Source organism: Aeromonas sp. 9A (genome assembly GCF_963900955.1).
GTDB lineage: Bacteria > Pseudomonadota > Gammaproteobacteria > Enterobacterales > Aeromonadaceae > Aeromonas > Aeromonas salmonicida.
Genome location: NZ_CAWRFG010000001.1, coordinates 2,802,373 through 2,825,393 on the forward strand (window position 1 = coordinate 2,802,373; position 23,021 = coordinate 2,825,393).

Consider the following 23,021-nt stretch of genomic DNA (forward strand, 5'->3'; position numbering starts at 1 on the left):
GATAGCAATACAAAAAGACCCCCCTCATGTCATTGAGGGGGGTCTTTTGTTATCCGGGGCAACAGGCCAGCACTTTCATCCTGCTCGGGCCATTAGGCAGAGCATGATTCAGGTTTCCGACAAGCGTTACCCGTAGAAACGCTGCTGCTCCGCAGCCATTGCCTTGAGGCGAACGCAGGGGGCAAATCGGTCGCCATAGCGTTTCTGGTAGTGCTCGAGACGCTCCACCAGATGGTCGATGCCGAGGGTGTCCATGTAACGGAACGGGCCACCGAGGAAGGGTGGGAAGCCGATGCCAAAGATGGCGCCTATGTCGCCATCTCGCGCCGATGCTACCACACCGCTGTCCAGCGCCATGGCTGCTTCATTGAGCATCATCAGCACGCAGCGCTCGGCAATTTCCATCCTGGATTGCTTGGGCGCAGGCTTGACCCCGAGCACGGCGTAAACGCTCTCATCGACCTTTTTCTTGCCCTCTTTGCCGGTAAGCCGATTACGTGGTGCAGCCTTGCCATAGAGGTAGAAACCCTTGCCGTTCTTGCGGCCCTTGCGATCGTCTTGCAGCAGCTTGTCGAACGCCTTGGGTGCCTGGAACTGCTCGCCACCCAGCTCTTTCTCGAGGATGGGGGAGATCTTGGCCCCCACATCGATCCCCACCTCATCGAGCAGGGTAATGGGGCCGACCGGGAAGCCGAAGTCCAGCAGGGCACTGTCGAGCACCTCCACCGGCTCCCCTTCCAGCACAAGGCGGGCCGCCTCGTTCATGTAGGGCGCCAGGATGCGGTTGACGTAGAAACCGGCCTCGTCTTTCACCACTATCGGGGTCTTGCCCTGGGCACGGGCAAACGCCAGCGTGGTGGCCACCGTCTCGGCGCTGGTGCCGGCGTGGGGAATGATCTCGGCCAGCGGCATTTTGTCCACCGGACTGAAATAGTGCAGCCCCACGATCCGCTCCGGGTGCACCGCTTCTGCCGCTATCTGATGGATGGGCAGGGAGGAGGTGTTGGAGGCAAACACAGTGTGTTCACCGCATTCGCGCTCCACCTCTTTCACCATCTGGTGTTTGAGGGCGAGATCTTCAAACACTGCCTCCACCACCATGTCTACCCGATGGAACCCGGAGTAATCCAGGGTGCCTGAGAGCAGGCTCATCTGTTTTTCCAGCTCGCTGCGCAGAATGTGACGACGCTTGAGCTTCTTGGCCAGAATGTCGTAGCTATAGCGCATGGCATTGCCAATGCCGGCGCTCGCCACATCCTTGATCCGCACCGGCACCCCCGCCTTGGTGGCGGTGACGAAGGCGATACCGCCCCCCATCAGGCCCCCGCCCAGCACGGCGGCATGGGTAACCTTGCGTGGCTCGGCACCCTGATAGGTGACCTCTTTCTTCATCTCGGTAGTGGCAAAGAAGAGGGAGCGCAGGGCGGCGGATTCTGCCGTCATCACCAGCTCGCCAAAGTGGCGGGATTCAGCGGCAAGACCGGCCTGCATCCCCTCTTCCACGCCGATGCGCACCACCTCCAGGATCCGCTCCGGCGCCGGATAGTTGCCGCGGGTTTTGCTCATGACGCCTTTGCGTGCCTGATCGAACAGCACCTTGCGACCCAGCGCATTGGTCTCCAGCACCTTGCCTTGCAGATCCCGTTTCAACTGATGGCGGGGCTTGCCCTGCTTGGCCAACTTGATGGCAGCATCCAGCAGGATAGAGGGTGGCACCACATCGTCCACCAGCCCCAATTTCTTGGCTTGTTTGGCCCGCACCTGCTTGCCGGTCAGCATCAGATCCAGTGCCTTGGCCACGCCGATGAGGCGCGGCAAACGCTGGGTCCCGCCAGAGCCCGGCAGCAGGCCGAGCTGTACTTCCGGCAATCCCAGCACGGTTTTGCCGTGGTCGGTCACCACACGGCCATGGCAGGCCAGTGCCAGCTCCAGCCCGCCACCGAGGCAGGGGCCGTGAATGGCTGCGATCACCGGAATGGCCAGCGACTCGATCTCGGCGAAGATGATCTGCCCTTCGCGAGAGAGGGTCTGGGCATCCTCGGCACTGGTACAGGCCGCCAGCATGCTGATGTCGGCACCGGCGATGAAGGAGTCCTTCTTGCCGGAGACCACCACCAACCCGATCAGCTCCTTGTTGGCCTTCACCTCGGCCAGCACGGCACGGATCTCGTCCACGAAGGCGGCCTTCAGGGTATTCATGCTCTCGCCCGGTACGTCCATGGTGAGGATACCGATGCCATCCTGACGTACCGTCAGGGAAAAAGTCTTCGCACTCATCATTCCACCTCCAACACCATGGCCACACCGAGCCCGCCCGCCGCACAGGCGGTATTGAGCCCCAATCCCCCACCCCGACGACGCAACTCATGAAGCGTCTGGGTGATCATGCGCGCACCGGTCGCGGCAAAAGGATGACCATAGGCCAGGGAGCCACCGAGGACGTTGAACTTGTCCATGTCCACTTCACCTATGGCGTGGCTGCGCCCCAACTTGTCACGGGCAAACTCGGCGCTCGCAAACATCTTGAGGTTGGCCAGGGTCTGGGCGGCAAAGGCTTCGTGCATGTCGATCAGGGTCAGATCCGCGAGTGTGATACCGGCGCGCTCCAGCGCCAGCGGCGTTGCATAGGAGGGACCCATCAGCATGTCTTGCCATACGTCGATGGCGGAAAACGCGAAGCTGCGAATATAACCAAGCGGCTCCAGCCCCAGCTCTTTTGCTCGCCCTTCCCGCATCAACAGCACGGCGGCGGCACCGTCGGTCAGCGGGGTGGCGTTGGCGGCAGTGACTGTGCCATGCACCCGGTCAAACACGGGTTTGAGCTTGGCGTAGCTCGCCAAATCCGAGCTCTCGCGAATGTTGTTGTCCCGCTCCAGCGGCGACTTGTAGGGGGGCACGTGGGCGGTGAACACCTCGCCGCTCAGCTTGCCATCGGCCCAGGCTTGCGCCGCCAGTGTGTGGGAGCGATGGGCCAGCGCATCTTGCGCCTCGCGGCTGATCTGGTGGCTCTTGGCCATCTGCTCGGCGGTCTGTCCCATGGAGAGGCCGGTGGAGTATTCAGCCACGGCAGGGGGAACCGGCATCAGGTCCTTGAGTCGCAGTGCACGCAGAATATTGAAGCGCTGCTGCAGATTGCGCGCCTTGTTGAGATCCACCAGGGTGCGGGCCAGCTTCTTGCTGACCCCGATGGGCAGCACGGAAGAGGAGTCGGCACCACCGGCAATGGCGATGTCGACCGTGCCGGCCATGATGGATTCAGTGACGTTGGCCACTGCCTGGAAACTGGTGGCGCAGGCACGGGACACGCTATAGGCATCCGTGGTGACGCTCATGCCGGTACCAAGCACGATTTCGCGGGCTATGTTGGGCGCTTCCGGCATCTGCACCACCTGGCCGAACACCAGCTGGTCGATAAGCTTGGGATCGAGGCTGGTACGGGCGAGCAGTTCACTCACCACCAGCTTGCCAAGATCCACCGCAGGCACGCCGTGAAAGGCGGTGGCCTGTTTGGCAAAAGGGGTACGCAGACCCGCCACGACGGCAATCCGTTCGCCCTGGCGAGTCGTCAGTTTCAATGGCTGTTTCATCCTGGCTCCTTGGTTAAACGAGAAGATTAAAAGGAAGAGGTCTGACCTCCATTGGGCCACATCTTAACAATCCACTCACAAATTTCATACGGCTGATTGAAACTAAATTGCCGTCATCTTGGCCCCCTCCCTCGCCCTCTTGGAACAACTGGAGTATAAAAAGAACAACGTCCATAAAAACAACGGGTTCATCCCATGGCAGCGGCCGAGTTCAGACAACTGAGAGACTATCTGGCAAGCCAGATCCTGGGACAGGGCGCCCTCATCGAGGGGCTGCTGATCGCCCTGCTATGTGAAGGACATGTGTTAATCGAGGGGGCGCCCGGTCTTGCTAAAACCCGCGCCGTCAAGGCACTGGCCAGTGCGGTGGAGGGGCGCTTCGCCCGTATCCAGTTTACCCCCGATCTGCTGCCTGCCGATCTCACCGGCAGCGAGGTGTTTCACCCGCAAGATGCCAGCTTCGTGTTCCAGCCCGGCCCCCTGTTCAATCACCTGGTGCTGGCCGATGAAATCAACCGGGCTCCCGCCAAGGTGCAATCCGCGTTGCTGGAGGCGATGGCCGAGCACCAGATAACGGTAGGCAAGAAGAGCTGGCGCCTGCCGCCGCTGTTCATGGTCGCAGCGACCCAGAACCCCATCGAACAGGAGGGGACCTATCCGTTGCCGGAGGCCCAGCTCGACCGCTTCTTGCTTAAATTGATGGTGGATTACCCGAGCCCCGCCATGGAGCTCGCCATCTTGCAGCTCAACGCCCGGGGCGAGCAGCTAGCCCCCCCGCCAGTGACCCTGAGCCAGGCCGATCTGCTGGCGGCCCGCACCGGCGTTCAAGAGGTACAGATGCAGGGGCGGCTCGAGCACTATCTGGTGCAACTGGTGTGCGCCACCCGCCCGGGTAGCGGCCTGTGCCCCGAGCTTGAACCCTTCATTGCGGTCGGTGCCAGCCCCAGGGCCAGCATAGGCCTGGCCCGCGCCGCCCGCGCCCAGGCCTGGCTCGCCGGACGGGATTTCGTGCTGCCGGAGGACATACAGCAACTGGCCCCCGCCATACTGCGCCACCGCCTCATTCCCAGTTATCAGGCACTGGCCGACAATCTTGATAACGACACCCTGATAGCCCGGCTACTGGACGCGATACCATGCCCCTAGCAACCCCATGCCCATGACCAGACCGGACGAGCCCCGCGCACACCCAGATATTGCCCTCACCCTGGCCCAGTTGCTGGCCATCAGGCTGTGGGCGAGACAGGGGCCGAGGGCTCGCGTCCAACCGGCCCAGCAGGGCAGGCTTGGCCGCATGCCGGGGCTCACCTTTCGCGAGCTGCGCGCCTATCAGGCGGGGGATGAGGTGCGCCACATCGACTGGCGGGTCACTGCCCGGCTGGGGCGCCCCTACACCCGACTCTACAGCGAGGAGCAAGATCAGGCTCACTGGCTGCTGATTGATCTCTCCCCTGCCATGTACTTTGGCTCAAGGATGCAACTCAAGGCCCGGCTGGGCTGTGAGCTGGCCGCGGCCCTGCTGTGGCAGGGAGAGAAACAGGCCAACACCCTGATCTGCCACGGCGCCGAGCTTCATATCCATCCCCAGCGCGGCTCTCTGGTGCCCTTGCTGGAAGCCCTTTGCCATCACTATGACGAGGGGCTGGATCGCACGCCGTTGCAATCGCAATCCCTGGCCCGGACGCTGGCGCGACTCAGCCTGCCTCACGGCGCCAGATTGACACTGGTCACCGACCACCAACCCTGCGATGAGTCGCTCAGCCAGCAGTTGCAACTGCTCGGGCGGCGCCACGACATCCACTGCTGGCAGATCCGGGATCCGCTGGAGGCGAGCCTGCCAAGCCAGGGACGGCTGGCCGTGCAAGCAGGCAGACAGAACGGCTGGCTCGATGCCACTGAGCCTGGCTTTGCTCATCGCTACCAACTGGCTGCCGAACGTCTGGCCCGCCAGAGCCACCAACAATTACTGCCGCTGGTACAACGCCTCTACCGGCTCGACAACGGCCAGTCGCTGCAACAGCAGTGGCAGGAGGGCGCATGTCGTCTGTTTTAAGCATGCTGCTCGCCAGCGCATCCACTGCCGTGGCCACAATCTCGCCCCTCTCACCTCTGGCGGCGCAACTACGTGACATACACCCGGGCCCCATGCTGGTCGCAGCATCAGATCCCCGTATTCAGGGCTGGTGGGAGTTGCTGATCACTCTTCTGATTGCCGTGCTGATCGGCATGACGCTGAAAAACCTTGGACGCTATCGCCGCTGGCAGCGACAAATTGACTGGGAGGCGCCGGATCTGGTGCCCCGATTGCAAACCGTGCTGCGCGAGGCAGCCCTGCGCCGCTGGCCCGAGGTGCGCACCTTGCAAGGGGATGCCTGGCTCGCGTTTCTGGACAGCAAAGGGAGCTGCCGCTTCAGGGAATTTGCCCTCCAGTGGCCCCAATGGCTCTATGGTCAGGGGGCGCCAAACGCTAGGCAACTCGAGGCACTGCGCCGCGCCTACCTGAGTTGGGGGCGAGCCTGCATCTGGCTGCCATCCGGGATGGCCGCATTGGTCAGCCGCTGGCAACAGGGCCGCAGACACCTGCGTGACCGGAGGCCATCATGATCCTCGCCTGGCCCTGGTTTGCGCTGGCGTTGGTGCTGCCATTGCTGGTGCGCTTCGGCCTGCCGCCACTCTCTGCTGACAAGCAAAACCGAACAGTGCTGCTGCACGACGGCTTTCCCCTGCTGCGGCCCCATGCCGGCCAGCCACTCTGGCGGATGACGCTGTGCTGGTGCGCCCTGGTGCTGGCCCTGTGCCGTCCTCAATGGCAGGAGCCCCCCCTGGTCACTTACCAGAGCAGCCGGGATCTCATTTTGGCGGTAGACCTTTCCGACAGCATGCGCACCCAGGACATGCTGGATGAGGGGGAGCAGCGGGACAGGCTCAGCGCGGTACGCCAGCAGATAAGCCGACTGATCGAGACGCGCCCCGGCGATCGCATCGCCCTTGTTGTGTTCGCCGATCACGCTTACCTGCTCTCCCCCCTGACCCAGGAGACCAAGGCCCTGCTGACCTTGACCCGTGAGCTCGATTTTGATCTGGTTGGCCGCACCACTGCGCTGGGAGAAGCCATACTGCTGGCTCGCCAGCATGCAGATCCCAAACGCCCCACCGCCCTGCTGCTGGTCACAGATGGCCGCAACACGGCGGGCAGCGCCGATCCCCTGAGTGAGGCCCGGCGGGCTGCCGCCAGCGGCATGACCCTCTACACCCTGGGGGTGGGTGCCGACCCCGATACCTTCGTCGACGCGCTGCAACCGGCACAAAGCGACCCCAGTGCAGAGCTGGACGAGGCCCTGCTGCAACAGCTGGCCAAGGTGGGTCAGGGCCGCTATTTCCGCGCCAGGACCCAGGGCGATCTCGATGCCATCAACCAGACACTGGATACCCTGGAGCCTGCCGCCACGGCCCGGACCCGCTATCTGCCGAACCGGGAGCTCTATCCCTGGCCCTTGGCACTCGCCTGGCTGTTGCTGATGTGGCCTGACCGTCTGCACTGGCCACGCCTGCTGCGCTTGCGCCCCCAACTGCAACGGGGAGACGCCCATGATTGATCGCCATGGCCCCGGATGGCTGTCATGGAGCTGATACTGCTACGCCCGCTCTGGCTGCTGGCCCTGTTGCCCTGGTTGTGGCACGGCTGGCGTCATCGCAAACAGGCCCCTCTGCTCGCCCCCGCCATGCAAGCCTACCTGCTGCCGGGACGCCACCGCCCCCGTCCCTGGCTCTGGCTGGCCTGTCTGCCCGTCATACTGGCTTTGAGTGGCCCCGCCCTGCGCCAGCAGAGCCAGTCCATTGCATCCCCCGCCCTCGACATCTGGTTGCTGGATCTCTCCCGCTCCATGCTGTCCACCGATCTGCTGCCGGACCGGGCAACCCGGGTGCGCCTGCTGCTGCAAGATATGCTGGCCGAGGCCCTCCCGAACAAAGAGGGACGCCCCATCGCCCTTATTCTGTTTGCCGGTGATGCCTACCTCGCCATGCCTGCCACCCGGGATCATCAGGCCATAGCGCTGCTGTTGCCCGACCTGCGTCCGGCCATCATGCCCAAACAGGGGAGTGCCCCTGAGCGCGCCGTGGCGCTGGCCCTCAGCCAGATAGCCCCAGGCCAGCGTGCACGACTGCTGCTGATCAGCGACGGCCTCTCGGCAAGACAGGCTGACCGGATCCGCGCACTCTGGCCCTGCCAGGACGAGCTGTTTTGCCATGAAGGTATAGCGCCACGCCTGGATATATTGCTCGCCAGCGGCGGCAAGGCCAGCCGGTTGCCCCCCGTCTCCGGCGAAGTGCAGGGCTTTGGTGCTGCGCTCGCCCGCGAGCTGCCAGCCCCCGATGTGACGATCATGCAACAGCTTGCCCGCGAGCTGGGTGGCCAGTTGCAGTGGTTGCAGGCGGGGCTTCCACGCTTTGCACCGCTCCCCATGACCCAGACATTTACGGCCAATCAGTCGCAGGATCTCGGCCTCTGGTTGTTGCTGCCCCTGCTGCCATTGGCTCTGCTGGCCCGCGTCGGCACACTCTGGCTGCTGTTGCTGGGGACCGGATTTGGGATCCTCAACCCTCAGCCCTTGCAGGCAGCTCCCACTGCCTCTTTATCCGTGCAGGAGAGCCAGGCCTGGCACGCCTATCAACAGGGACGCTATCTGGCTGCAGCACGCGACTTCAAGGATCCGATCTGGCGTGGCAATGCCTGGTACAGAGCCGGCGACTATGCCCAGGCCGCCGCCGCCTATGCGAGTGCAACCAGTGCCACTGCTCACTACAACCGGGGCAACGCACTGGTGCAACTCGGTAACCTTGTCGCTGCCGAGCAAGCCTATCTGGCTGCGTTGGCGAAGGAGCCCAATCACGAGGATGCACGCTACAACCTTGCTCTGCTGCGGGCTCAGCCACCGCAAGCGACCCCACAGGCGCAGGATCCCGACCCCATAGACGCTCCCGAGCAAGCAGCCTCGCCGGACAGCCAGCTCCCCCCCTCTCCACCAGTGTTGCTGCTGGAGCAGCGGCTGCGCAAAGAGGCTCAGCGCCGTCAGTTGCTCAAGACAGAATGGGGCCAGGAGTACAAAGGAGAAGAGCCTTGGTAAAGAGCGCGCCTCTTCTTCGCTTCTTACTCCCTTGCTGGCTGCTGCTCTGGCTGTTTGCACACCCAGTGCTGGCAGCGCCGCCACGGGCCGAGCTGCTGCCGGGTGCCGACAGCCGCGACTGGTTGCTTATCGTAGAAGCGGACGGTGAGCGTCAGAGCAACGAGCTCATCATCACCCCCCTGCTGCGCCAGTTCGCTGTGGGCAAGGTGACCATCCGCCGGGTCACAACGCCAGTCCACAGCCTGACCCGCTGGCAGATCCCGCTGCATACCCTGGATGCCGGTCCCCATATTGTTCCCGCACTGTCACTGGGATCGGAACAGACCCCTGAGGTGCCGTTGCCAAAACGCAGCCAGACCGGGACTCTTGTATCCGCACCCAGCCAAGCAGCCCTCTCTCCCATCGAATTGCAGGCCAGGGTGCTGCATCAGGGGCCCCTCTATCCCGGTCAGCCCTTCATCTATGAGCTCAGCCTCTGGCTGCCAGCCAACATGGAAGCCCCCAATCTCACCGAACCCGACAGTGACGCTTTTACCATACGTCGACTCGGGGATGATCAATGGCAAGCCCCGGCAGGACCGGGATTACCGGGTCGGCTGACCCGCAGCTGGCTGTTGCAAGCCCGAGCCCCCGGACTTCACCCACTGGCCTCGCCGCGTTTTCAGGGCCGTTTGCCGCAGGATAACGGCACCAGCGACCCCCTCTCGGCCAGAGCCGCTACCCTGTTTGTGAAGATTGACAAGGCGCCGGTGCAACCCGTGGCAAGCCAGCTGACCCTGAGCCAGCAGCTGAGTCCGGCTTCGGGCGCCAGGGCCGGCGAGCCGGTGATCCGCACGCTGACGCTGATAATGGAAGGGGGTGATGGCACGCGAGCCTTATCCCAACTGGCGGGGATCTCTGCGAATATGCCTGCTGGCATGCAGGCAAGGCCGGACGGAGAGCAACAACAGGAGCGCTTTCTGGCCAAAGGGGCGCTGCGTTTCGAGCGCCAGTGGCGTCAGGCCCTCACTGCCACCGAGCCTGGCGACTATCTGCTGCCAGTCATAGAAGTGCCCTGGTTCAACACCCAAAACGGGCGCATCGAACATGCTCGTCTACCTGCCATATCGGTGCACATGGATGCGACCACGCCCGCAGAACGCGGACCTGTTGGCCCCAGTGATGAGAGCCTCTACTGGGTTATCTGGGCCCTGCTGCTGCGCGCACTCTGGCAAGGGTGGCCACGTTGGCACGCCTTCTACCGCTTGCAACAAACGCTGCAGCGCGCAGATGCAAACCATGCCAGACAGGCTCTGCTAAAGTGGGCCGGTCTGCGCTGGCACCGGCGTCATGCCCACCTCACCACCCTGCCCTGTCGCCAGGATCCCCACCTGGCAGCCAGACTTGCCGCGCTGGAACGGGCCTGTTTCACCGCCTATGGGACATCACTTGACAACCTGGCTTGTTGGCAAGGGCTCGCCGGCCCGCTGTGCGCGTACGAGACATTTGCGATAACCTATGGCCTCCGGCAGCTGGCCCGACGAGGCCACTGATCCCTCAGGATCCCCCATTTAAAAGGAAGCCCAGCGATGGCGTTAGGTTTTTTCAGAAAAAAAGGTGCCACGGTCGGAAAGGATCCAACGGCTTCTCCGGTCTATGAAGGCATGGCAGACAAACAAACCAAATACGAGGCTCTGGTGCATGCCCTGCACGGGGACATCTACCGCTACGCCTACTGGCTGTGCAGAGATCCCCAGGTGGCGGAAGATCTGGTGCAAGAGACCTTCCTGCGCGCCTGGAAGGCCATTGATACGCTGGTCGATGACAAAGCCGCCAAGGCCTGGCTCATCACCATATTGCGGCGGGAGAACGCCCGCCGTTTCGAGCGCAGGCAATTTGATCTCATCGATCTCGACGAGCATCCCCAGAGCGATCCGGATGCCTTGCACAGCGAGCAGGAGATGGAGCACGAATGGCTTAGACGCCATATCGCCCGTTTGCCCGCCGAATATCAGGAACCCTTGCTGCTGCAGGTGCTGGGGGGATTCAGCGGCGACGAGATAGCGACGCAGCTGGGATTGAACAAAAATACCGTCATGACTCGCCTGTTTCGGGCCCGCAACCAGATCAAAGAGGCCATGGAGTCAAAGACACAACAAAGAGGACATACCCATGGATGAGCTGGAATTTCGCCGTCGGGCCATCACCCATCCACTGGAACAGACTCCCGAGTTTCTCGAGGCGGCGCAGGCTTCCCCTGCCAATCGCAAGCACATGGACGAGATGAAACAGCTGGATCGCCACCTGCACCAGGCCATGGAAGTCGAGGTGCCGGCAGGGTTGGCCGAGCGTATTTTGCTCAGGCAGGCGCTGGAGGCAGAGCCAGAAACGGTTGTTCCGCTGCCATCTCGCCCACGCAGCAGCTGGCGTATGCTGGCCATGGCCGCGTCGGTCGCCTTCCTGCTTGGCATGAGTACCCGCTGGTTAAGCTGGCCACTGACAACACCGGGAGAGCTTTCACTCGGTCAGGTCGCCATGGCTCACGTCTATGGGGAGGAGCCCTTCATCAAGGATGTGGATGAGAAGGTGAGCCTGCGTACCATCAACGCCAAGATGGAAAAATATGGCGCCACCCTGATGGGCATGGACGGCATGAAAGTAACCTATGTCAATCACTGTGCTTTCTACCAGGGGCCGGCGCTGCACATGGTGATCCAGGGCAAGATGGGGCCTGTCACCCTGTTTCTGGTACCCAAACACGTGCCACTCACTCTTGAGCCTAATTTCGATGACGGTCAACTCAAGGGAGAGATAGTGCAGCTCAAGGGAGCCAACATGGTGTTGATCGGGGATATGCAGGAGACATTGAACCCGGTGGCGCAGGAACTGGAGTCCCGTTTGCACTGGTCGATTTAACCGGATTTAACGTGATCCTGACTCAGGCGGCATAGTGTCCGTTATACGAGCGGACAATCCGGTTGTCTGCTCGTTCTTCTCCTTTAACGCCACAATCCTCACCCATTAGCGCCCAATCACCACAAATAGCCAAAATTATTTTTGTGATGCAGATCAGCATCAACGTTCAATTTTCACTCAATAACTGGCAAAAGAGACTGTTTAAACGCCAAGTTAAAACAAATGATTAACACAATAGACACTTTTATGTATTCTGCTGTCACTGGTCTGATTTCTTACCTCCTACCAGATCCATAGAATCACGCCAGAATTGAATGGGAAGAAGCTGAAATAACAACAGATCTTGTCGTATACGGTGGCAAAAAAGCCCTGATGCTGACAGAAAATCTGCCTACAAGAGAGAACACTATGACAACTGCCTTTTTCAAAAAAAGCCTGATCGCGGCCGCCGTTACCCTGGCCAGTACCCAAACCTTCGCTGCCGCGTTCCAGCTGAACGAACACTCGGCCTCCGGTCTGGGTCGTGCGTATGCAGGGGAAGCCGCCATTGCCGACAACGCAGCCGTGTTGTCACGCAACCCGGCAGCCATGACCCGTTTTGACAAGATGGCACTCTCCGTTTCCGGTACTTACATCAAGCCGGATGTGGATGTTGAAGGTGATATCTATGCAGGCCCCGCTAAAATGGCCAGCGCCAGCCAATCTGATATCGCACCGGATGCCTTCGTCCCTGCTACCTACTTTATCCAGCCACTGAACGATCAGTGGGCCTGGGGTATCGGCATGTTCTCCAACTACGGTCTGGCGACCGAGTACTCCAAGAACTTCGCTGCCGGTGCAGGTGCCGGTGATACCGAGCTGCTGACCTTCAACATCAACCCGAACATCGCCTATCGCATCAACTCAAACTTCAGCATCGGTGCCGGCATCAACGCAGTCTACGCCAAGGCCGAGCTAAACCGTTATGCCGGTGCCCTCGCCCCGGCCCTGACCGCCAAGACAGGTATAGTCCATAACAGCGACACCGCCATAGCGCACCTGAAAGGCGACACTTGGGGCTTTGGTTGGAACGTCGGCACCATGTACGAGGTAAACGAGGATCATCGTTTCGCTCTCACCTATCGCTCCCAAGTGGATTTGAGCTTTGACGGTGACTTCAAGGGTTTGAGCTCAGGCTACAACACTGTTGATGGCAATCTGAAACTGGATCTGCCGGCCCAGGCCGAGTTCGCCGGTTACCACCGTCTGAATCCGCAGTTCGCCGTGCACTACTCCGTCAACTGGACTGACTGGAGCGCCTTCCAGGAGCTCAAGGCCACCAGCAACTCCTGCGCCGGCGGCGTCTGTCTGCAAAAAGACGAGAAGTTCAAGGACTCCACCCGTTACGCTCTGGGCGGAACCTGGTACATCAATCCGTCCTGGGAAGCCCGCATCGGTTTCGCCTATGACAAGACCGCGATCGAGGCTGAATATCGCAGCCTGAGCATTCCGGACTCCGACCGCGTCTGGTATAGCGCTGGTGCCACCTACAACATCGACAAGGACATGAGTGTCGATTTCGGCATGGCCTATCTGGATGGCAAGAAAGTGGACGTGAACGAAGGCCTTACCAGCCACTCCGATCCGGTACGCTGGAAGGGTACCTCTAGCGGTACTGCTTTGCTGGCCTCCGCTCAGTTCAACATGAAATTCTGATTATCTGCAGAACCAAAAGAGCGCCTACGGGCGCTCTTTTTTTATTAAACATCCTGTTTTCAGCGTACAGCTGTAGCAAACACCTGTTCACATTTCCTTTTTTATCAAGCCATTAGCCCCCTACTTCTCAGCATTTAATCTTGTTTTACACCCTACAGGGCTGAGCCCGTTGCCTTACTGGTCATACCATATAAAATCCTGCACCCGACCATAAGACCGATTGAACCCAGCGTTCATTTTCAAGGACAACGCAATGCACTCCTTTATGAAGCCATCTCTTGTCGCCCTGCTGGTACTGTCAAGCCAGGCCCAGGGAGCAGGTTTCCAGCTGGCCGAACAATCCGCTACCGGCATGGGCCGCGCCTTCGCAGGCGAGGCAGCCATCGCTGACAACGCCAGCGTGCTCTCCCGCAATGCGGCCGCCATGACTCGTTTCGATACAGTGGCTTTCTCTGGTGGTTTCATCTATGTCCGCCCCGACGTCAACATAGAGGGGACCACCCGGGTGCCTACCGCCATGGGTCCGGTCAATCTGGATGCAGCAGCCCACGATATTGCTGGCGATGCCTGGGTCCCGAACGCTTATCTGATAGTGCCGCTCAATGAGCAGTGGCGACTGGGGCTGGCAGCCACCTCCTACTACGGCCTCGGCGTCGAGATGCCGGATAATTACAATGCCGGTCACTTCGGCAATATCTCGGACATCAAGACCCTGGATTTGAGTGCTTCGCTGGCCTATCGCATCAATCAGATGTGGTCTGTCGGCGGCGGCCTTTCCGCCATTCAGGGTGAGGGAGAAGTGGGTGGCACCTTCCCTTCCAACAACAAGATAGCCAAACACCTGAAAGGGGATGGCTGGGCCATGGGCTGGCACCTTGGCACTCTGCTGGCGCTGTCAGAAACAACCCGCCTGGGTCTCTCCTACCGGCATGATGTGACCCTGACGCTCTCCGGCGATGCCATCGGCATCGAGCAAAATGGTCAGGCGTTTACCGACACCGGCAGCCTGGATCTGCCCCTGCCCGCCACGGCCGAGCTGGCTCTGTTCCATCAGTTGACCCCGACCCTGGCGCTGCACTCAAGCATCAACTGGACCAACTGGAGCAAATTCGTGCAGCTCGAATCCGAGCTCGACAATCACGGCATCATGCACATCAAGGATGAGCACTGGGAAGACAGCTGGCGCTATGCGCTGGGCCTGACCTATCAGCTGGCACCACAATGGCAACTGCGCTCAGGTATTGCCTACGATCGCAGCCCGGTCCCGGCCGATCGCCGCACCATCTCCATCCCTGACTCGGACCGGGTCTGGTACAGCGCCGGTGTAGGCTATCAGTTTGATCGCAACCTCTCGCTGGATCTGGGCCTGACGCTGATCGACGGCAAGAAAGTGGATGTATCCGAGACCATGGAGCTCAAGCCCGGGATCCCGCAAACCACCTCTACCTTCCAGGGCACCTCGGAAGGGGATGCCTGGCTGGCTGGCCTGCAGCTGAACTATCTCTTCTAACCCCGCTCTTCTAACCCGGCTCTTCCAACCCGGCTCTTCCAACCCCGGCCCTTCCATTCAAGCACTATGCCAGTTATTGACTGTTTCCGGTCCCGCCGCGCTGGCATAGTGCTCATCTTCACAATAAAATCAATCCAGTACTCACGCTGGAGAGATGCATGTATTCATACGTAGCAAGGCAGCCCATTCTGGATCGGGAATTGAACACCTATGCCTATGAGCTGCTGTTTCGCGACAGTCTGGATAATGTGTTTCCGGTGATCTCCTCCCAGCAGGCCACGGCCAGACTGGTGGTCGAGCAGTTTTTGCAACAGAACATCGATCAGTTGCTTGGCGGGCGGCCCTGCTTTATCAACTTTCCCCACTCCCTTCTGCTCGAAGGGCTGGCGGAATGTCTGCCACAAGAGAAGGTCGTCATCGAAATCCTGGAAGATGCAGATCCTGACGATGCTTTGCTGGCCAAAGTGCAGCAGTTGCATGAGCTTGGTTATCAGCTGGCGCTGGACGACTTCACCATGTCGGACGAATGGGAGCGCTTCCTGCCCTATATTCACATCATCAAGTTCGATCTGCGCGCCACCTCGCTGTTGCGGATCAAGGTGTTCATCCAGCAACATCAGCATCTCAAGCTCACTTATCTGGCGGAGAAAGTCGAAGACAAGGCGGAGTTTGAACGGGTGAAGCGGCTCGGTATCGATCTGTTCCAGGGGTTCTTCTTCAGCCGTCCCGAGATGGTGAGGCAGACCACAATGCAGCCCGCCCAGGTGGTGGTGATGCAACTGCTCAATGTAGTCAACCAGGAGGAGCCGGATCTCAATCGTATCGAACAGCTGCTGAGTCAGGATATCTCGCTATCCCTCAAGTTGTTGCGTTACGTCAATCACCTGAAGAGCCACGCCAACCCCATCTCCTCGTTTCGCCAGGCGGCCGTTTATCTGGGGCACACCCAGCTCAAGCGCTTCGTGACCCTGGTCGCCGCCACCAGCGCGGGCCATGGCAAGAGTGCCGAGCTCTATCAGATGTCCATGATCCGGGCCCGCTTTTGCGAGCTGCTGGCGCACACCCATGCCCCGACCCAGGAGGCGCAGCAAGCCTTTATCACGGGTCTGTTCTCTTTGCTGGATGTCTTGATGGAGCAGCCGATGGACAGGCTGCTCGGCACTATCCCCCTGATCGAGGAGATCCGGGTCGCCCTGCTGGAACGCAAGGGCAACCTGGGTTTCTATCTCTCGTTTTGTGAAGATTATGAGAGTGCGAACTGGCAGCGCATTACCGCCAGAACGGCCCGACTCGGGCTCAATGAAGAGAAGGTCAGCCAGCTCTATCTGGCCGCCACCGCCTGGGTCAATCAGCAATTCCAGGCCATGGCGGAAACAGATTAGCTCAACTCGATGGCGACGGCAGTCGCCTCCCCTCCACCGATACACAGGCTTGCCACACCCCGTTTCAGACTGCGCGCATGCAGTGCATGAATGAGCGTAACCAGAATACGGGCACCACTCGCCCCCAGTGGATGCCCCAGTGCGCAGGCCCCGCCGTTCACGTTCACCTTGTCATGAGGCAGGTTGCAACCCGCCATGGCCAGCATGCTGACCATGGCAAACGCCTCATTGATTTCGAATAGATCGACCTCATCCGCCCGCCAGTCGATCTTGGATAGCAAGGCATTGATGGCGCCGATGGGCGCATTGGTAAACTCGGCAGGCGCAGCGGCATGACTTTGATAACCCACCAGATGGGCCAGCACAGGCAGGCCCAGCTGCGCCGCCGTCTCGGCTCGCATCAGGATGAGCGCCGCCGCTCCGTCCGAGATGGAGCTGGCATTGGCAGCCGTTATGGTGCCCTGCTTGCTGAATGCCGGTTTCAGATGGGGGATCTTGTCGGGCCTGGCCTTGGCAGGCTGCTCATCCTCGGCGAGCAGCAGGGTGTCACCGACAGTAACCTGGGCCAGCTCGGCCTTGAAAGCACCGCTCTGCTGGGCCGCCAGCGCACGCGTCAGGGAAGCAATGGCAAAAGCGTCCATGTCGGAGCGGGCCAGACCGGCGCGATCCGCACTCAACTGGGCATAATGCCCCATCAACTGGCCTTCGTAAGCATCCTGCAAGCCGTCGAGGAACATGTGATCCAGCACGCTCTGATGCCCCATGCGAAAACCGCTGCGCGCCTTGTCGAGCAGGTAAGGCGCCCGGCTCATGCTCTCCATGCCGCCGGCGATCACTATGTCGGTGTCACCCAGACGCAAGCTGTCTGCCGCCAGCATCACCGCCTTCATGCCGGAACCACACACCTTGTTGACAGTGGTGCATGGCACACTCTCCGGCAAACCTGCCTTCAACACAGCCTGACGGGCGGGTGCCTGCCCCACCCCGGCACTGAGCACATTGCCCATGTAGGCTTCATCGATCTGCTCTCCCTTGAGCCCGGCTTGTGCCATGGCGGAAGCAATGGCACAAGCGCCGAGCTCGGGAGCGGTCAAGTTGGCCAAGGCTCCCTGGAAGGCCCCCATGGGGGTACGCTTGGCCGCAACAATCACAATATCCATCAATTGCACTCTCCTTGTTACATGGACATAACATATGCTGCTCCCGCTGTTGGAACAAGACTTGCGGGGCAGTTGACGTTTGGGTAAGGTGCCAGCCTGCATTGACAACAAAATGACAGTCAAGATAGCGCCATGAACCGAACCAAGGATGACTCACGGACCTACAGCATCAGCGAACTGGCCCGTGAATTTGATGTTACGACCCGAAGTATTCGTTTTTATGAAGATCAGGGACTGTTGAACCCTGCCCGTCAGGGACAGACCCGGATTTACAGCAAGCAGGACAGGGTGCGCCTCAAACTGACCTTGCGCGGCAAGCGGCTGGGCTTCAGCCTGGCGGATATCCGGGATCTGTTTGATCTCTATGATGCAGACAAGAGCAGCCGTACCCAGCTGCAAACCATGCTGGGACTGGTAGCCGACAAGCGGGAAACGCTGCAACAGCAGCTGGAAGACATCAAGATGGTGTTGCTGGAGCTCGACGCCGCCGAGCAGCGCTGCCAGCAGGCATTGGCCCAGTTGCAGCGAAACACGGGTGAGACACCATAAAGAAAGGGGCCGGCAGGCCCCTTTGTCATTGACTCGTTTGTGTAGCTGTTATTTTGACCAGCGGTCCGGGTCGTAATCCGGGCTGTAACGGTCAACGATGACGGCGCAGGCCGCATCCCCTGTGATGTTCAGCGCGGTACGGATCATGTCGAACAGACGATCCAGAGCGAACAACAGCGGCAGACCCTCGATGGGGATACCGGCAGCCAGCAACACGGCCACCACCAGGAAGCTCGGGCCCGGTACACCGGCCTGACCAATCGCCCCCAGAGTAGAGGTAAGGATGATGGCCACCCAAGCCCCCACGCCGAGGTCAACGTTGAACACCTGGGCAAAGAAGATGGCAACCAGACCGTAATAGATGGCGTTGCCACTCATGTTGATGGTGGCGCCAAGTGGCAGTACGAAAGAGGCGGTGGCATTGCTCACCTTGAGATCTTTTTCGCAGGTCTGCAGCGTCACCGGCAGGGTCGCCATGGAAGAGGCGGTGGAGAAAGCCACGATCTGCGGCTTCTTCATGGCGGAGAAGTACTTGCGCACCGGTGTGTTGGAGAAGAGCACAACCAGCAGCGGGTAGACCACGAACCCGAAGATCAGGATGGCAGCCACATAGACCACGAACAACTTGAGCACCAGAGTCAACACGTCGAAGCCGTAGGTCCCAATGGCCTCGGCCATCAGGCCGAACACACCGAGCGGTGCAATCAGCATCACCTTGTTGATCATCCAGACGAAAGCGTCCACCAGGGTGTTGAGCCCATCTATCAGCGGTTTGGCTCGCTCACGGGGCTGCTTGGCCAATGCGATGCCAAGGAACATGCAGAACACCAGGATCTGCAGTATGTTGGCTTCGTTCAATGACTGGAAGACGTTGGTCGGGATCATGCCAAGCAAGGTAGATACCGCATCCGGCAGGGCGCCCTTGTCGGCGTAGTCGCCGGAGAACATGGAGGCCATGGAGCCAAATTCGACGCCGACACCGGGTTTGAAGACTTGCCCCATCACCAGCGCCAGCAGCACGGCCAGTGCCGACGTGCCGAGGAAGAAAGCCAGGGTGGTGACGCCTATCTTGCCCGCAGCCGGGCTGGCGCCCAGATTGGCGGCCCCCGACAGAATGGCAACTGCCACCAGCGGGATCACCAGCATCTTGATCAGCTGGATAAAGAGGGTACCAAGCGGTGCAAAGATGCTGGCTTGTTCACCCATGAACGCCCCCACCAATGCGCCCAGCACCATGGCAACCACAACCTGGAAGCCAATGTTCTTAATGAGTCCTTTTGTTAACACAGAATGTTCCTTTATTTAGCAAAAATTCACACTTTCCCAGTGCAATTAACCAGACAGGGGAAAAACACCTGTTTATTCCCCTGAGCGCGCGTTTTATCTCATATTTATCTGCTGTTTTAAATCGACAAATCGTTAACGGAACTTATTGATAACTTTGCGACAAAGTGAAGATTCAAAAGGAACATGACGATTTTCCCAGCTTTATTCATGACAACTGACAAAACATTGTGCTACTTTTGCTGGGCAAACGTGCATACAGGGATGAAAACATGCTGAAAGTTAACGAATATTTTGACGGAAATGTAAAATCCATCGGTTTCGAGCAAAAAAGTGACAAAGCGACCGTTGGTGTGATGGAAGCCGGTGACTACCAGTTCAATACTGCCGCCCCCGAGCGAATGACGGTGGTCAAGGGTGCTCTCACCATACAGCTGGCCGATGAGGACGAATGGCACACCTACAGTCAGGGCCAATCCTTCGAGGTGGCCGGCCACTCTTCTTTCAAGCTGGAAGTGAAAACGCCCACCGCCTATCTGTGCGAATTCCTCGACTGAGTGACCGAATGCAGATGAGTGACTGAACAGTGCAAAGGAGCGGGCCCGGGTCTCGCTCCTTCTCTTTGATGCCAGTGCGCTCATTCCAACCTTCTTTGCCCGCTGCCAGCCACTCATTTGTATGCCGCCATCACACGCCTCAGCTTCCCCGCTTTCCATCGACTACAAAAAATTTACAATGTTTAGACGAAACCCATCATCGGAGTGGTGTCATGATCAGTGTCTTCGACCTGTTTTCCATCGGGATCGGCCCTTCTTCTTCCCATACGGTGGGGCCGATGCGGGCCTCTTACGCCTTTGTTAACGCGCTCAAGCAGCAAGGTCTGCTGCCTGGCACAGAACGGGTGGAAGTCGAGTGCTACGGATCTCTTGGCCAGACCGGCAAGGGTCACGGCACAGGCAAGGCCATCATTCTGGGGTTAGCTGGCTTTGAACCGGAATCGGTGGATATCGAAGCCATTCCCGCCTTCTTGAGCGAAGTGGATCGCAGCCAGTCCTTGCTGCTGGCGGGTGAGCAGCCGAGCCAGTTCGCCCGGGTCGGTGCCATCATCTTCAATCGCCGCAAGACCCTGGCCGCTCACTCCAACGGCATGACGCTGCGCGCATTCGCAGGCAATGCCCTGCTGCTTGAGCAGACCTACTACTCCATCGGCGGTGGCTTCATCATAGAGGAGAGCCATTTTGCCAACGCCAAGGAAGAGGCAGCCCGCTTCGATGCAGCCCACCCCGTCCCCTACCCGTTCGAGAGCGGCGCCCAGCTGCTGGCCCATTGCCAGGAGAGCGGTCTCTCCATCTCGGGTCTGATGCTGGCCAACGAGAAGGTATTTCGGAGCGAAGAGGAAATCAAAGCCGGTCTGCGCAAGATCTGGCAGGCGATGCAGGCCTGTGTCGAACGCGGCTGTCGCAGCGAAGGAGTGTTGCCGGGCGGCCTCAAAGTGAAGCGCCGGGCCCCGGCCCTCCATCGCCAGCTCAACTGCGAGACCAACTTCAACAAGGATCCCCTGATGGTGATCGAGTGGGTGGACTTGTTTGCGCTGGCAGTCAACGAGGAGAACGCCGCCGGTGGCCGTGTGGTCACAGCCCCTACCAACGGCGCCGCCGGCATCATTCCCGCCGTGTTGCACTACTACGATCGCTTTGTGCGCAAGGTGGATGACGAGCTGCTGCTGAGCTACTTCCTCACCGCCGCCGCCATCGGCATCCTGTACAAGAAAAACGCCTCGCTGTCGGGAGCCGAAGTGGGCTGTCAGGGAGAAGTGGGCGTCGCCTGCTCCATGGCCGCCGGTGCCCTGACCGAGATCCTGGGCGGCAGCCCCGCCATCGTCGAAAACGCCGCCGAGATCGGCATGGAACACAACCTGGGTCTCACCTGCGATCCGGTGGGAGGGCTGGTGCAGGTGCCCTGTATAGAACGCAACGCCATGGGCGCAGTCAAGGCCATCAATGCCGCCCGCCTCGCCCTGCGTGGCACAGGTGAACACAAGGTGTCGCTGGACAAAGTGATCAAAACCATGTGGGAAACCGGCAACGACATGAAGACCAAGTACAAGGAGACAGCCCGCGGCGGCCTGGCTGTTAACATTACAGAATGTTAAAAACAGCCAATTGACTCCACTTTTTCCCGCAATACCCGGCCTGGCCGGGTATTTTTTTGCAAAACGTTTGCCAAGTGCTTAACAAAATGGATAAGCATCAAAATAAATTTTATACTCGCGCCTCTGATTCAACAAAAATAGATCTATTTCAACTTTTTTTAGGCTTTGAATCGTTACACTAGGGTTATCTGGTTCATTGACCTCGGCGACGACGCCCTCGTCCCATGGATCATCCCGTTTCTGCGAGTGGGCATGGCGCCCCCTTCTATCCTGAGGTAATTGTTACATGATCAGCGTTTTTGATATCTTCAAAATCGGTGTTGGCCCCTCCTCTTCCCACACTGTCGGCCCGATGAAAGCTGCCAAACAGTTCGTGGATGAACTGCGTGCTGGCGGCAAGATCCGTGACATCACCCGGATCCAGGTCGATGTCTATGGCTCGCTCTCCTGGACCGGCAAAGGTCATCACACCGATACCGCTATCATCATGGGTCTGGCGGGCAACCTGCCGGAAAATGTCGACATCGACGGCATCCCCGAATTCATCTCCCGTGTCGAGCAGACCGGCCGCCTGCCGATCGGCCTGCACTGCCACACTGTCAGCTTCCCCAAAGGCGCCATGGTGTTCCATGACGAGGCGCTGCCGCTGCACGAAAACGGCATGAAGCTGACCGCCTTTATCGAAGATGAGGCTATCTACAGCAAGACCTACTACTCCATCGGTGGTGGCTTCATCGTTGACGAAGAGAACTTCGGCAAGGCCGACAGTGGCGACATGTCGGTGAGCTACCCGTTCAAGAGCGCAGCTGAACTGATTGCACATTGCAGCCAGACCGGTCTCTCCATCTCCGCCCTGATGCTGGAAAACGAGAAGTGCTTCAACACCCCGGAAGAGATCTACAAGAAACTTGGCAAGATCTGGACCACTATGCGAGAGGGGATCGAACGCGGCTGCCGTACCGAAGGGATCCTGGCCGGTCCGCTGCGCGTGCCCCGTCGTGCCGCCCCGCTCTACCGTCAGCTGACCACCAATGAACATCTCTCCAACGATCCGATGAGCATCGTCGACTGGGTCAACATGTTTGCCCTGGCGGTGAGTGAAGAGAACGCGGCCGGCGGCCGCGTGGTGACCGCGCCGACCAACGGCGCCGCGGGCATCATACCGGCCGTGCTGGCCTACTACGACAAGTTCATCCAGCCGGTCGGCCGTGACGAATACACCCGCTTCTATCTGGCCTCCGCCGCCGTCGGCATGCTCTACAAGATGAACGCCTCCATCTCCGGCGCCGAAGTGGGCTGCCAGGGTGAAGTGGGTGTCTCCTGCTCCATGGCCGCCGCCGGCCTGACCGAACTGATGGGTGGCAGCCCGGAACAGGTGTGTGAAGCAGCCGAGATCGGCATGGAGCATAACCTGGGTCTGACCTGTGATCCTGTGGCCGGTCAGGTGCAAGTCCCCTGCATCGAGCGCAACGCCATCGCCGCCATGAAGGCGGTCAACGCCTCCCGCATGGCCCTGCGTCGCACCTCCAAGCCGCGCGTGTCATTGGACAAAGTCATCGAGACCATGTACATCACCGGCAAGGACATGGACTCCAAGTACCGTGAAACCTCCCGTGGTGGTCTGGCCATCAAGGTGATGCAGGTTGCCTGCGAATAAGCAGTGTTTGCCAAAAACACAAAA

The 23,021-nt window shown here is 59.9% G+C and carries 19 protein-coding genes; 15 read left to right on the forward strand and 4 right to left on the reverse strand.

The genetic code is table 11. The annotated features are described in order from the left end of the window. Window positions 1–126: 126 nt before the first annotated feature. Window positions 127–2,277, reverse strand: coding sequence for a fatty acid oxidation complex subunit alpha FadJ (fadJ, locus tag AACX78_RS13005; RefSeq protein WP_159167524.1), 2,151 nt, complete (start codon window positions 2,275–2,277; stop codon window positions 127–129). Further along, on the reverse strand, window positions 2,277–3,587 hold the full coding sequence (gene fadI / locus AACX78_RS13010) for an acetyl-CoA C-acyltransferase FadI (RefSeq protein ID WP_159166443.1): 1,311 nt from the start codon (window positions 3,585–3,587) through the stop codon (window positions 2,277–2,279). Before fadI ends, fadJ begins: the two co-directional genes overlap by 1 nt. Window positions 3,588–3,782: 195 nt before the next feature. Here fadI and AACX78_RS13015 point away from each other — a divergent pair, with 195 nt between their 5' ends. The 11 genes from AACX78_RS13015 (at window position 3,783) to AACX78_RS13065 (ending at window position 16,195) form a co-directional block, all read left to right on the forward strand. Further along, the gene (locus AACX78_RS13015) at window positions 3,783–4,733 is read left to right on the forward strand and encodes an AAA family ATPase (protein WP_021140047.1); all 951 of its coding nucleotides are present in this window, start codon (window positions 3,783–3,785) and stop codon (window positions 4,731–4,733) included. A 7-nt stretch (window positions 4,734–4,740) separates the two neighbouring features. Continuing rightward, complete coding sequence (locus AACX78_RS13020; protein ID WP_159166444.1) at window positions 4,741–5,640, forward strand: DUF58 domain-containing protein; 900 nt, start codon at window positions 4,741–4,743, stop codon at window positions 5,638–5,640. Continuing rightward, window positions 5,625–6,191 carry a DUF4381 domain-containing protein gene (locus tag AACX78_RS13025; RefSeq protein ID WP_236556330.1) on the forward strand — a complete coding sequence of 189 codons (567 nt, stop codon included), beginning with the start codon at window positions 5,625–5,627 and terminating at the stop codon, window positions 6,189–6,191. The genes AACX78_RS13020 and AACX78_RS13025 overlap by 16 nt, the downstream gene beginning before the upstream one ends. Beyond that, window positions 6,188–7,183, forward strand: a complete 996-nt coding sequence (locus AACX78_RS13030; RefSeq protein WP_159166445.1) for a VWA domain-containing protein — start codon at window positions 6,188–6,190, stop codon at window positions 7,181–7,183. Before AACX78_RS13025 ends, AACX78_RS13030 begins: the two co-directional genes overlap by 4 nt. Before the next feature lie 24 nt (window positions 7,184–7,207). Beyond that, a complete protein-coding gene (locus AACX78_RS13035; protein ID WP_159166446.1) occupies window positions 7,208–8,713 on the forward strand; it encodes a tetratricopeptide repeat protein in 1,506 nt (501 codons plus the stop codon). Continuing rightward, window positions 8,707–10,245, forward strand: a complete 1,539-nt coding sequence (locus tag AACX78_RS13040) for a hypothetical protein (RefSeq protein ID WP_407704470.1) — start codon at window positions 8,707–8,709, stop codon at window positions 10,243–10,245. The genes AACX78_RS13035 and AACX78_RS13040 overlap by 7 nt, the downstream gene beginning before the upstream one ends. Window positions 10,246–10,281: 36 nt before the next feature. Then, entirely contained in the window at window positions 10,282–10,872 is a 591-nt protein-coding gene (locus AACX78_RS13045) for a sigma-70 family RNA polymerase sigma factor (RefSeq protein ID WP_011898743.1), read from the forward strand. Beyond that, window positions 10,865–11,608: a DUF3379 domain-containing protein gene (locus tag AACX78_RS13050; protein WP_159166448.1), complete on the forward strand. Its 744-nt coding sequence runs from the start codon at window positions 10,865–10,867 to the stop codon at window positions 11,606–11,608. The genes AACX78_RS13045 and AACX78_RS13050 overlap by 8 nt, the downstream gene beginning before the upstream one ends. A gap of 408 nt (window positions 11,609–12,016) precedes the next feature. Next, complete coding sequence (locus AACX78_RS13055; RefSeq protein WP_159166449.1) at window positions 12,017–13,303, forward strand: outer membrane protein transport protein; 1,287 nt, start codon at window positions 12,017–12,019, stop codon at window positions 13,301–13,303. Window positions 13,304–13,556: 253 nt separating this feature from the next. Then, window positions 13,557–14,813, forward strand: coding sequence for an outer membrane protein transport protein (locus tag AACX78_RS13060; protein WP_159166450.1), 1,257 nt, complete (start codon window positions 13,557–13,559; stop codon window positions 14,811–14,813). A gap of 158 nt (window positions 14,814–14,971) precedes the next feature. Next, window positions 14,972–16,195, forward strand: a complete 1,224-nt coding sequence (locus tag AACX78_RS13065; RefSeq protein WP_034524016.1) for an EAL and HDOD domain-containing protein — start codon at window positions 14,972–14,974, stop codon at window positions 16,193–16,195. Here the strand turns inward: AACX78_RS13065 and AACX78_RS13070 are convergent. Continuing rightward, complete coding sequence (locus AACX78_RS13070; protein WP_159166451.1) at window positions 16,192–17,355, reverse strand: acetyl-CoA C-acyltransferase; 1,164 nt, start codon at window positions 17,353–17,355, stop codon at window positions 16,192–16,194. The genes AACX78_RS13065 and AACX78_RS13070 overlap by 4 nt on opposite strands. A 132-nt stretch (window positions 17,356–17,487) precedes the next feature. Here AACX78_RS13070 and AACX78_RS13075 point away from each other — a divergent pair, with 132 nt between their 5' ends. Beyond that, window positions 17,488–17,904, forward strand: coding sequence for a MerR family transcriptional regulator (locus AACX78_RS13075; RefSeq protein WP_005311283.1), 417 nt, complete (start codon window positions 17,488–17,490; stop codon window positions 17,902–17,904). A gap of 48 nt (window positions 17,905–17,952) precedes the next feature. On the opposite strand, the gene AACX78_RS13080 is transcribed toward AACX78_RS13075, so the two are convergent. After that, complete coding sequence (locus AACX78_RS13080; protein ID WP_099993332.1) at window positions 17,953–19,191, reverse strand: dicarboxylate/amino acid:cation symporter; 1,239 nt, start codon at window positions 19,189–19,191, stop codon at window positions 17,953–17,955. A gap of 269 nt (window positions 19,192–19,460) precedes the next feature. On the opposite strand from AACX78_RS13080, the gene ppnP reads away from it, so the two are divergent. From ppnP to AACX78_RS13095, 3 genes are all read left to right on the forward strand, one after another. Continuing rightward, entirely contained in the window at window positions 19,461–19,745 is a 285-nt protein-coding gene (gene ppnP / locus AACX78_RS13085; protein ID WP_201302849.1) for a pyrimidine/purine nucleoside phosphorylase, read from the forward strand. 212 nt (window positions 19,746–19,957) lie between these two features. After that, window positions 19,958–21,340: an L-serine ammonia-lyase gene (locus AACX78_RS13090; protein WP_159166453.1), complete on the forward strand. Its 1,383-nt coding sequence runs from the start codon at window positions 19,958–19,960 to the stop codon at window positions 21,338–21,340. Window positions 21,341–21,626: 286 nt separating this feature from the next. Then, on the forward strand, window positions 21,627–22,997 hold the full coding sequence (locus AACX78_RS13095) for an L-serine ammonia-lyase (protein ID WP_159166454.1): 1,371 nt from the start codon (window positions 21,627–21,629) through the stop codon (window positions 22,995–22,997). The last annotated feature ends 24 nt before the right edge of the window (window positions 22,998–23,021 follow it).

Bases quoted from the DNA above. Each gene is read 5' to 3' on its own strand.
- fadJ (WP_159167524.1), bottom strand. From the start codon at position 2,277: ATGAGTGCGAAGACTTTTTCCCTGACGGTACGTCAGGATGGCATCGGT.
- fadI (WP_159166443.1), bottom strand. From the start codon at position 3,587: ATGAAACAGCCATTGAAACTGACGACTCGCCAGGGCGAACGGATTGCC.
- AACX78_RS13015 (WP_021140047.1), top strand. From the start codon at position 3,783: ATGGCAGCGGCCGAGTTCAGACAACTGAGAGACTATCTGGCAAGCCAG.
- AACX78_RS13020 (WP_159166444.1), top strand. From the start codon at position 4,741: ATGCCCATGACCAGACCGGACGAGCCCCGCGCACACCCAGATATTGCC.
- AACX78_RS13025 (WP_236556330.1), top strand. From the start codon at position 5,625: ATGTCGTCTGTTTTAAGCATGCTGCTCGCCAGCGCATCCACTGCCGTG.
- AACX78_RS13030 (WP_159166445.1), top strand. From the start codon at position 6,188: ATGATCCTCGCCTGGCCCTGGTTTGCGCTGGCGTTGGTGCTGCCATTG.
- AACX78_RS13035 (WP_159166446.1), top strand. From the start codon at position 7,208: ATGGAGCTGATACTGCTACGCCCGCTCTGGCTGCTGGCCCTGTTGCCC.
- AACX78_RS13045 (WP_011898743.1), top strand. From the start codon at position 10,282: ATGGCGTTAGGTTTTTTCAGAAAAAAAGGTGCCACGGTCGGAAAGGAT.
- AACX78_RS13050 (WP_159166448.1), top strand. From the start codon at position 10,865: ATGGATGAGCTGGAATTTCGCCGTCGGGCCATCACCCATCCACTGGAA.
- AACX78_RS13055 (WP_159166449.1), top strand. From the start codon at position 12,017: ATGACAACTGCCTTTTTCAAAAAAAGCCTGATCGCGGCCGCCGTTACC.
- AACX78_RS13060 (WP_159166450.1), top strand. From the start codon at position 13,557: ATGCACTCCTTTATGAAGCCATCTCTTGTCGCCCTGCTGGTACTGTCA.
- AACX78_RS13065 (WP_034524016.1), top strand. From the start codon at position 14,972: ATGTATTCATACGTAGCAAGGCAGCCCATTCTGGATCGGGAATTGAAC.
- AACX78_RS13070 (WP_159166451.1), bottom strand. From the start codon at position 17,355: ATGGATATTGTGATTGTTGCGGCCAAGCGTACCCCCATGGGGGCCTTC.
- AACX78_RS13075 (WP_005311283.1), top strand. From the start codon at position 17,488: ATGAACCGAACCAAGGATGACTCACGGACCTACAGCATCAGCGAACTG.
- ppnP (WP_201302849.1), top strand. From the start codon at position 19,461: ATGCTGAAAGTTAACGAATATTTTGACGGAAATGTAAAATCCATCGGT.
- AACX78_RS13090 (WP_159166453.1), top strand. From the start codon at position 19,958: ATGATCAGTGTCTTCGACCTGTTTTCCATCGGGATCGGCCCTTCTTCT.
- AACX78_RS13095 (WP_159166454.1), top strand. From the start codon at position 21,627: ATGATCAGCGTTTTTGATATCTTCAAAATCGGTGTTGGCCCCTCCTCT.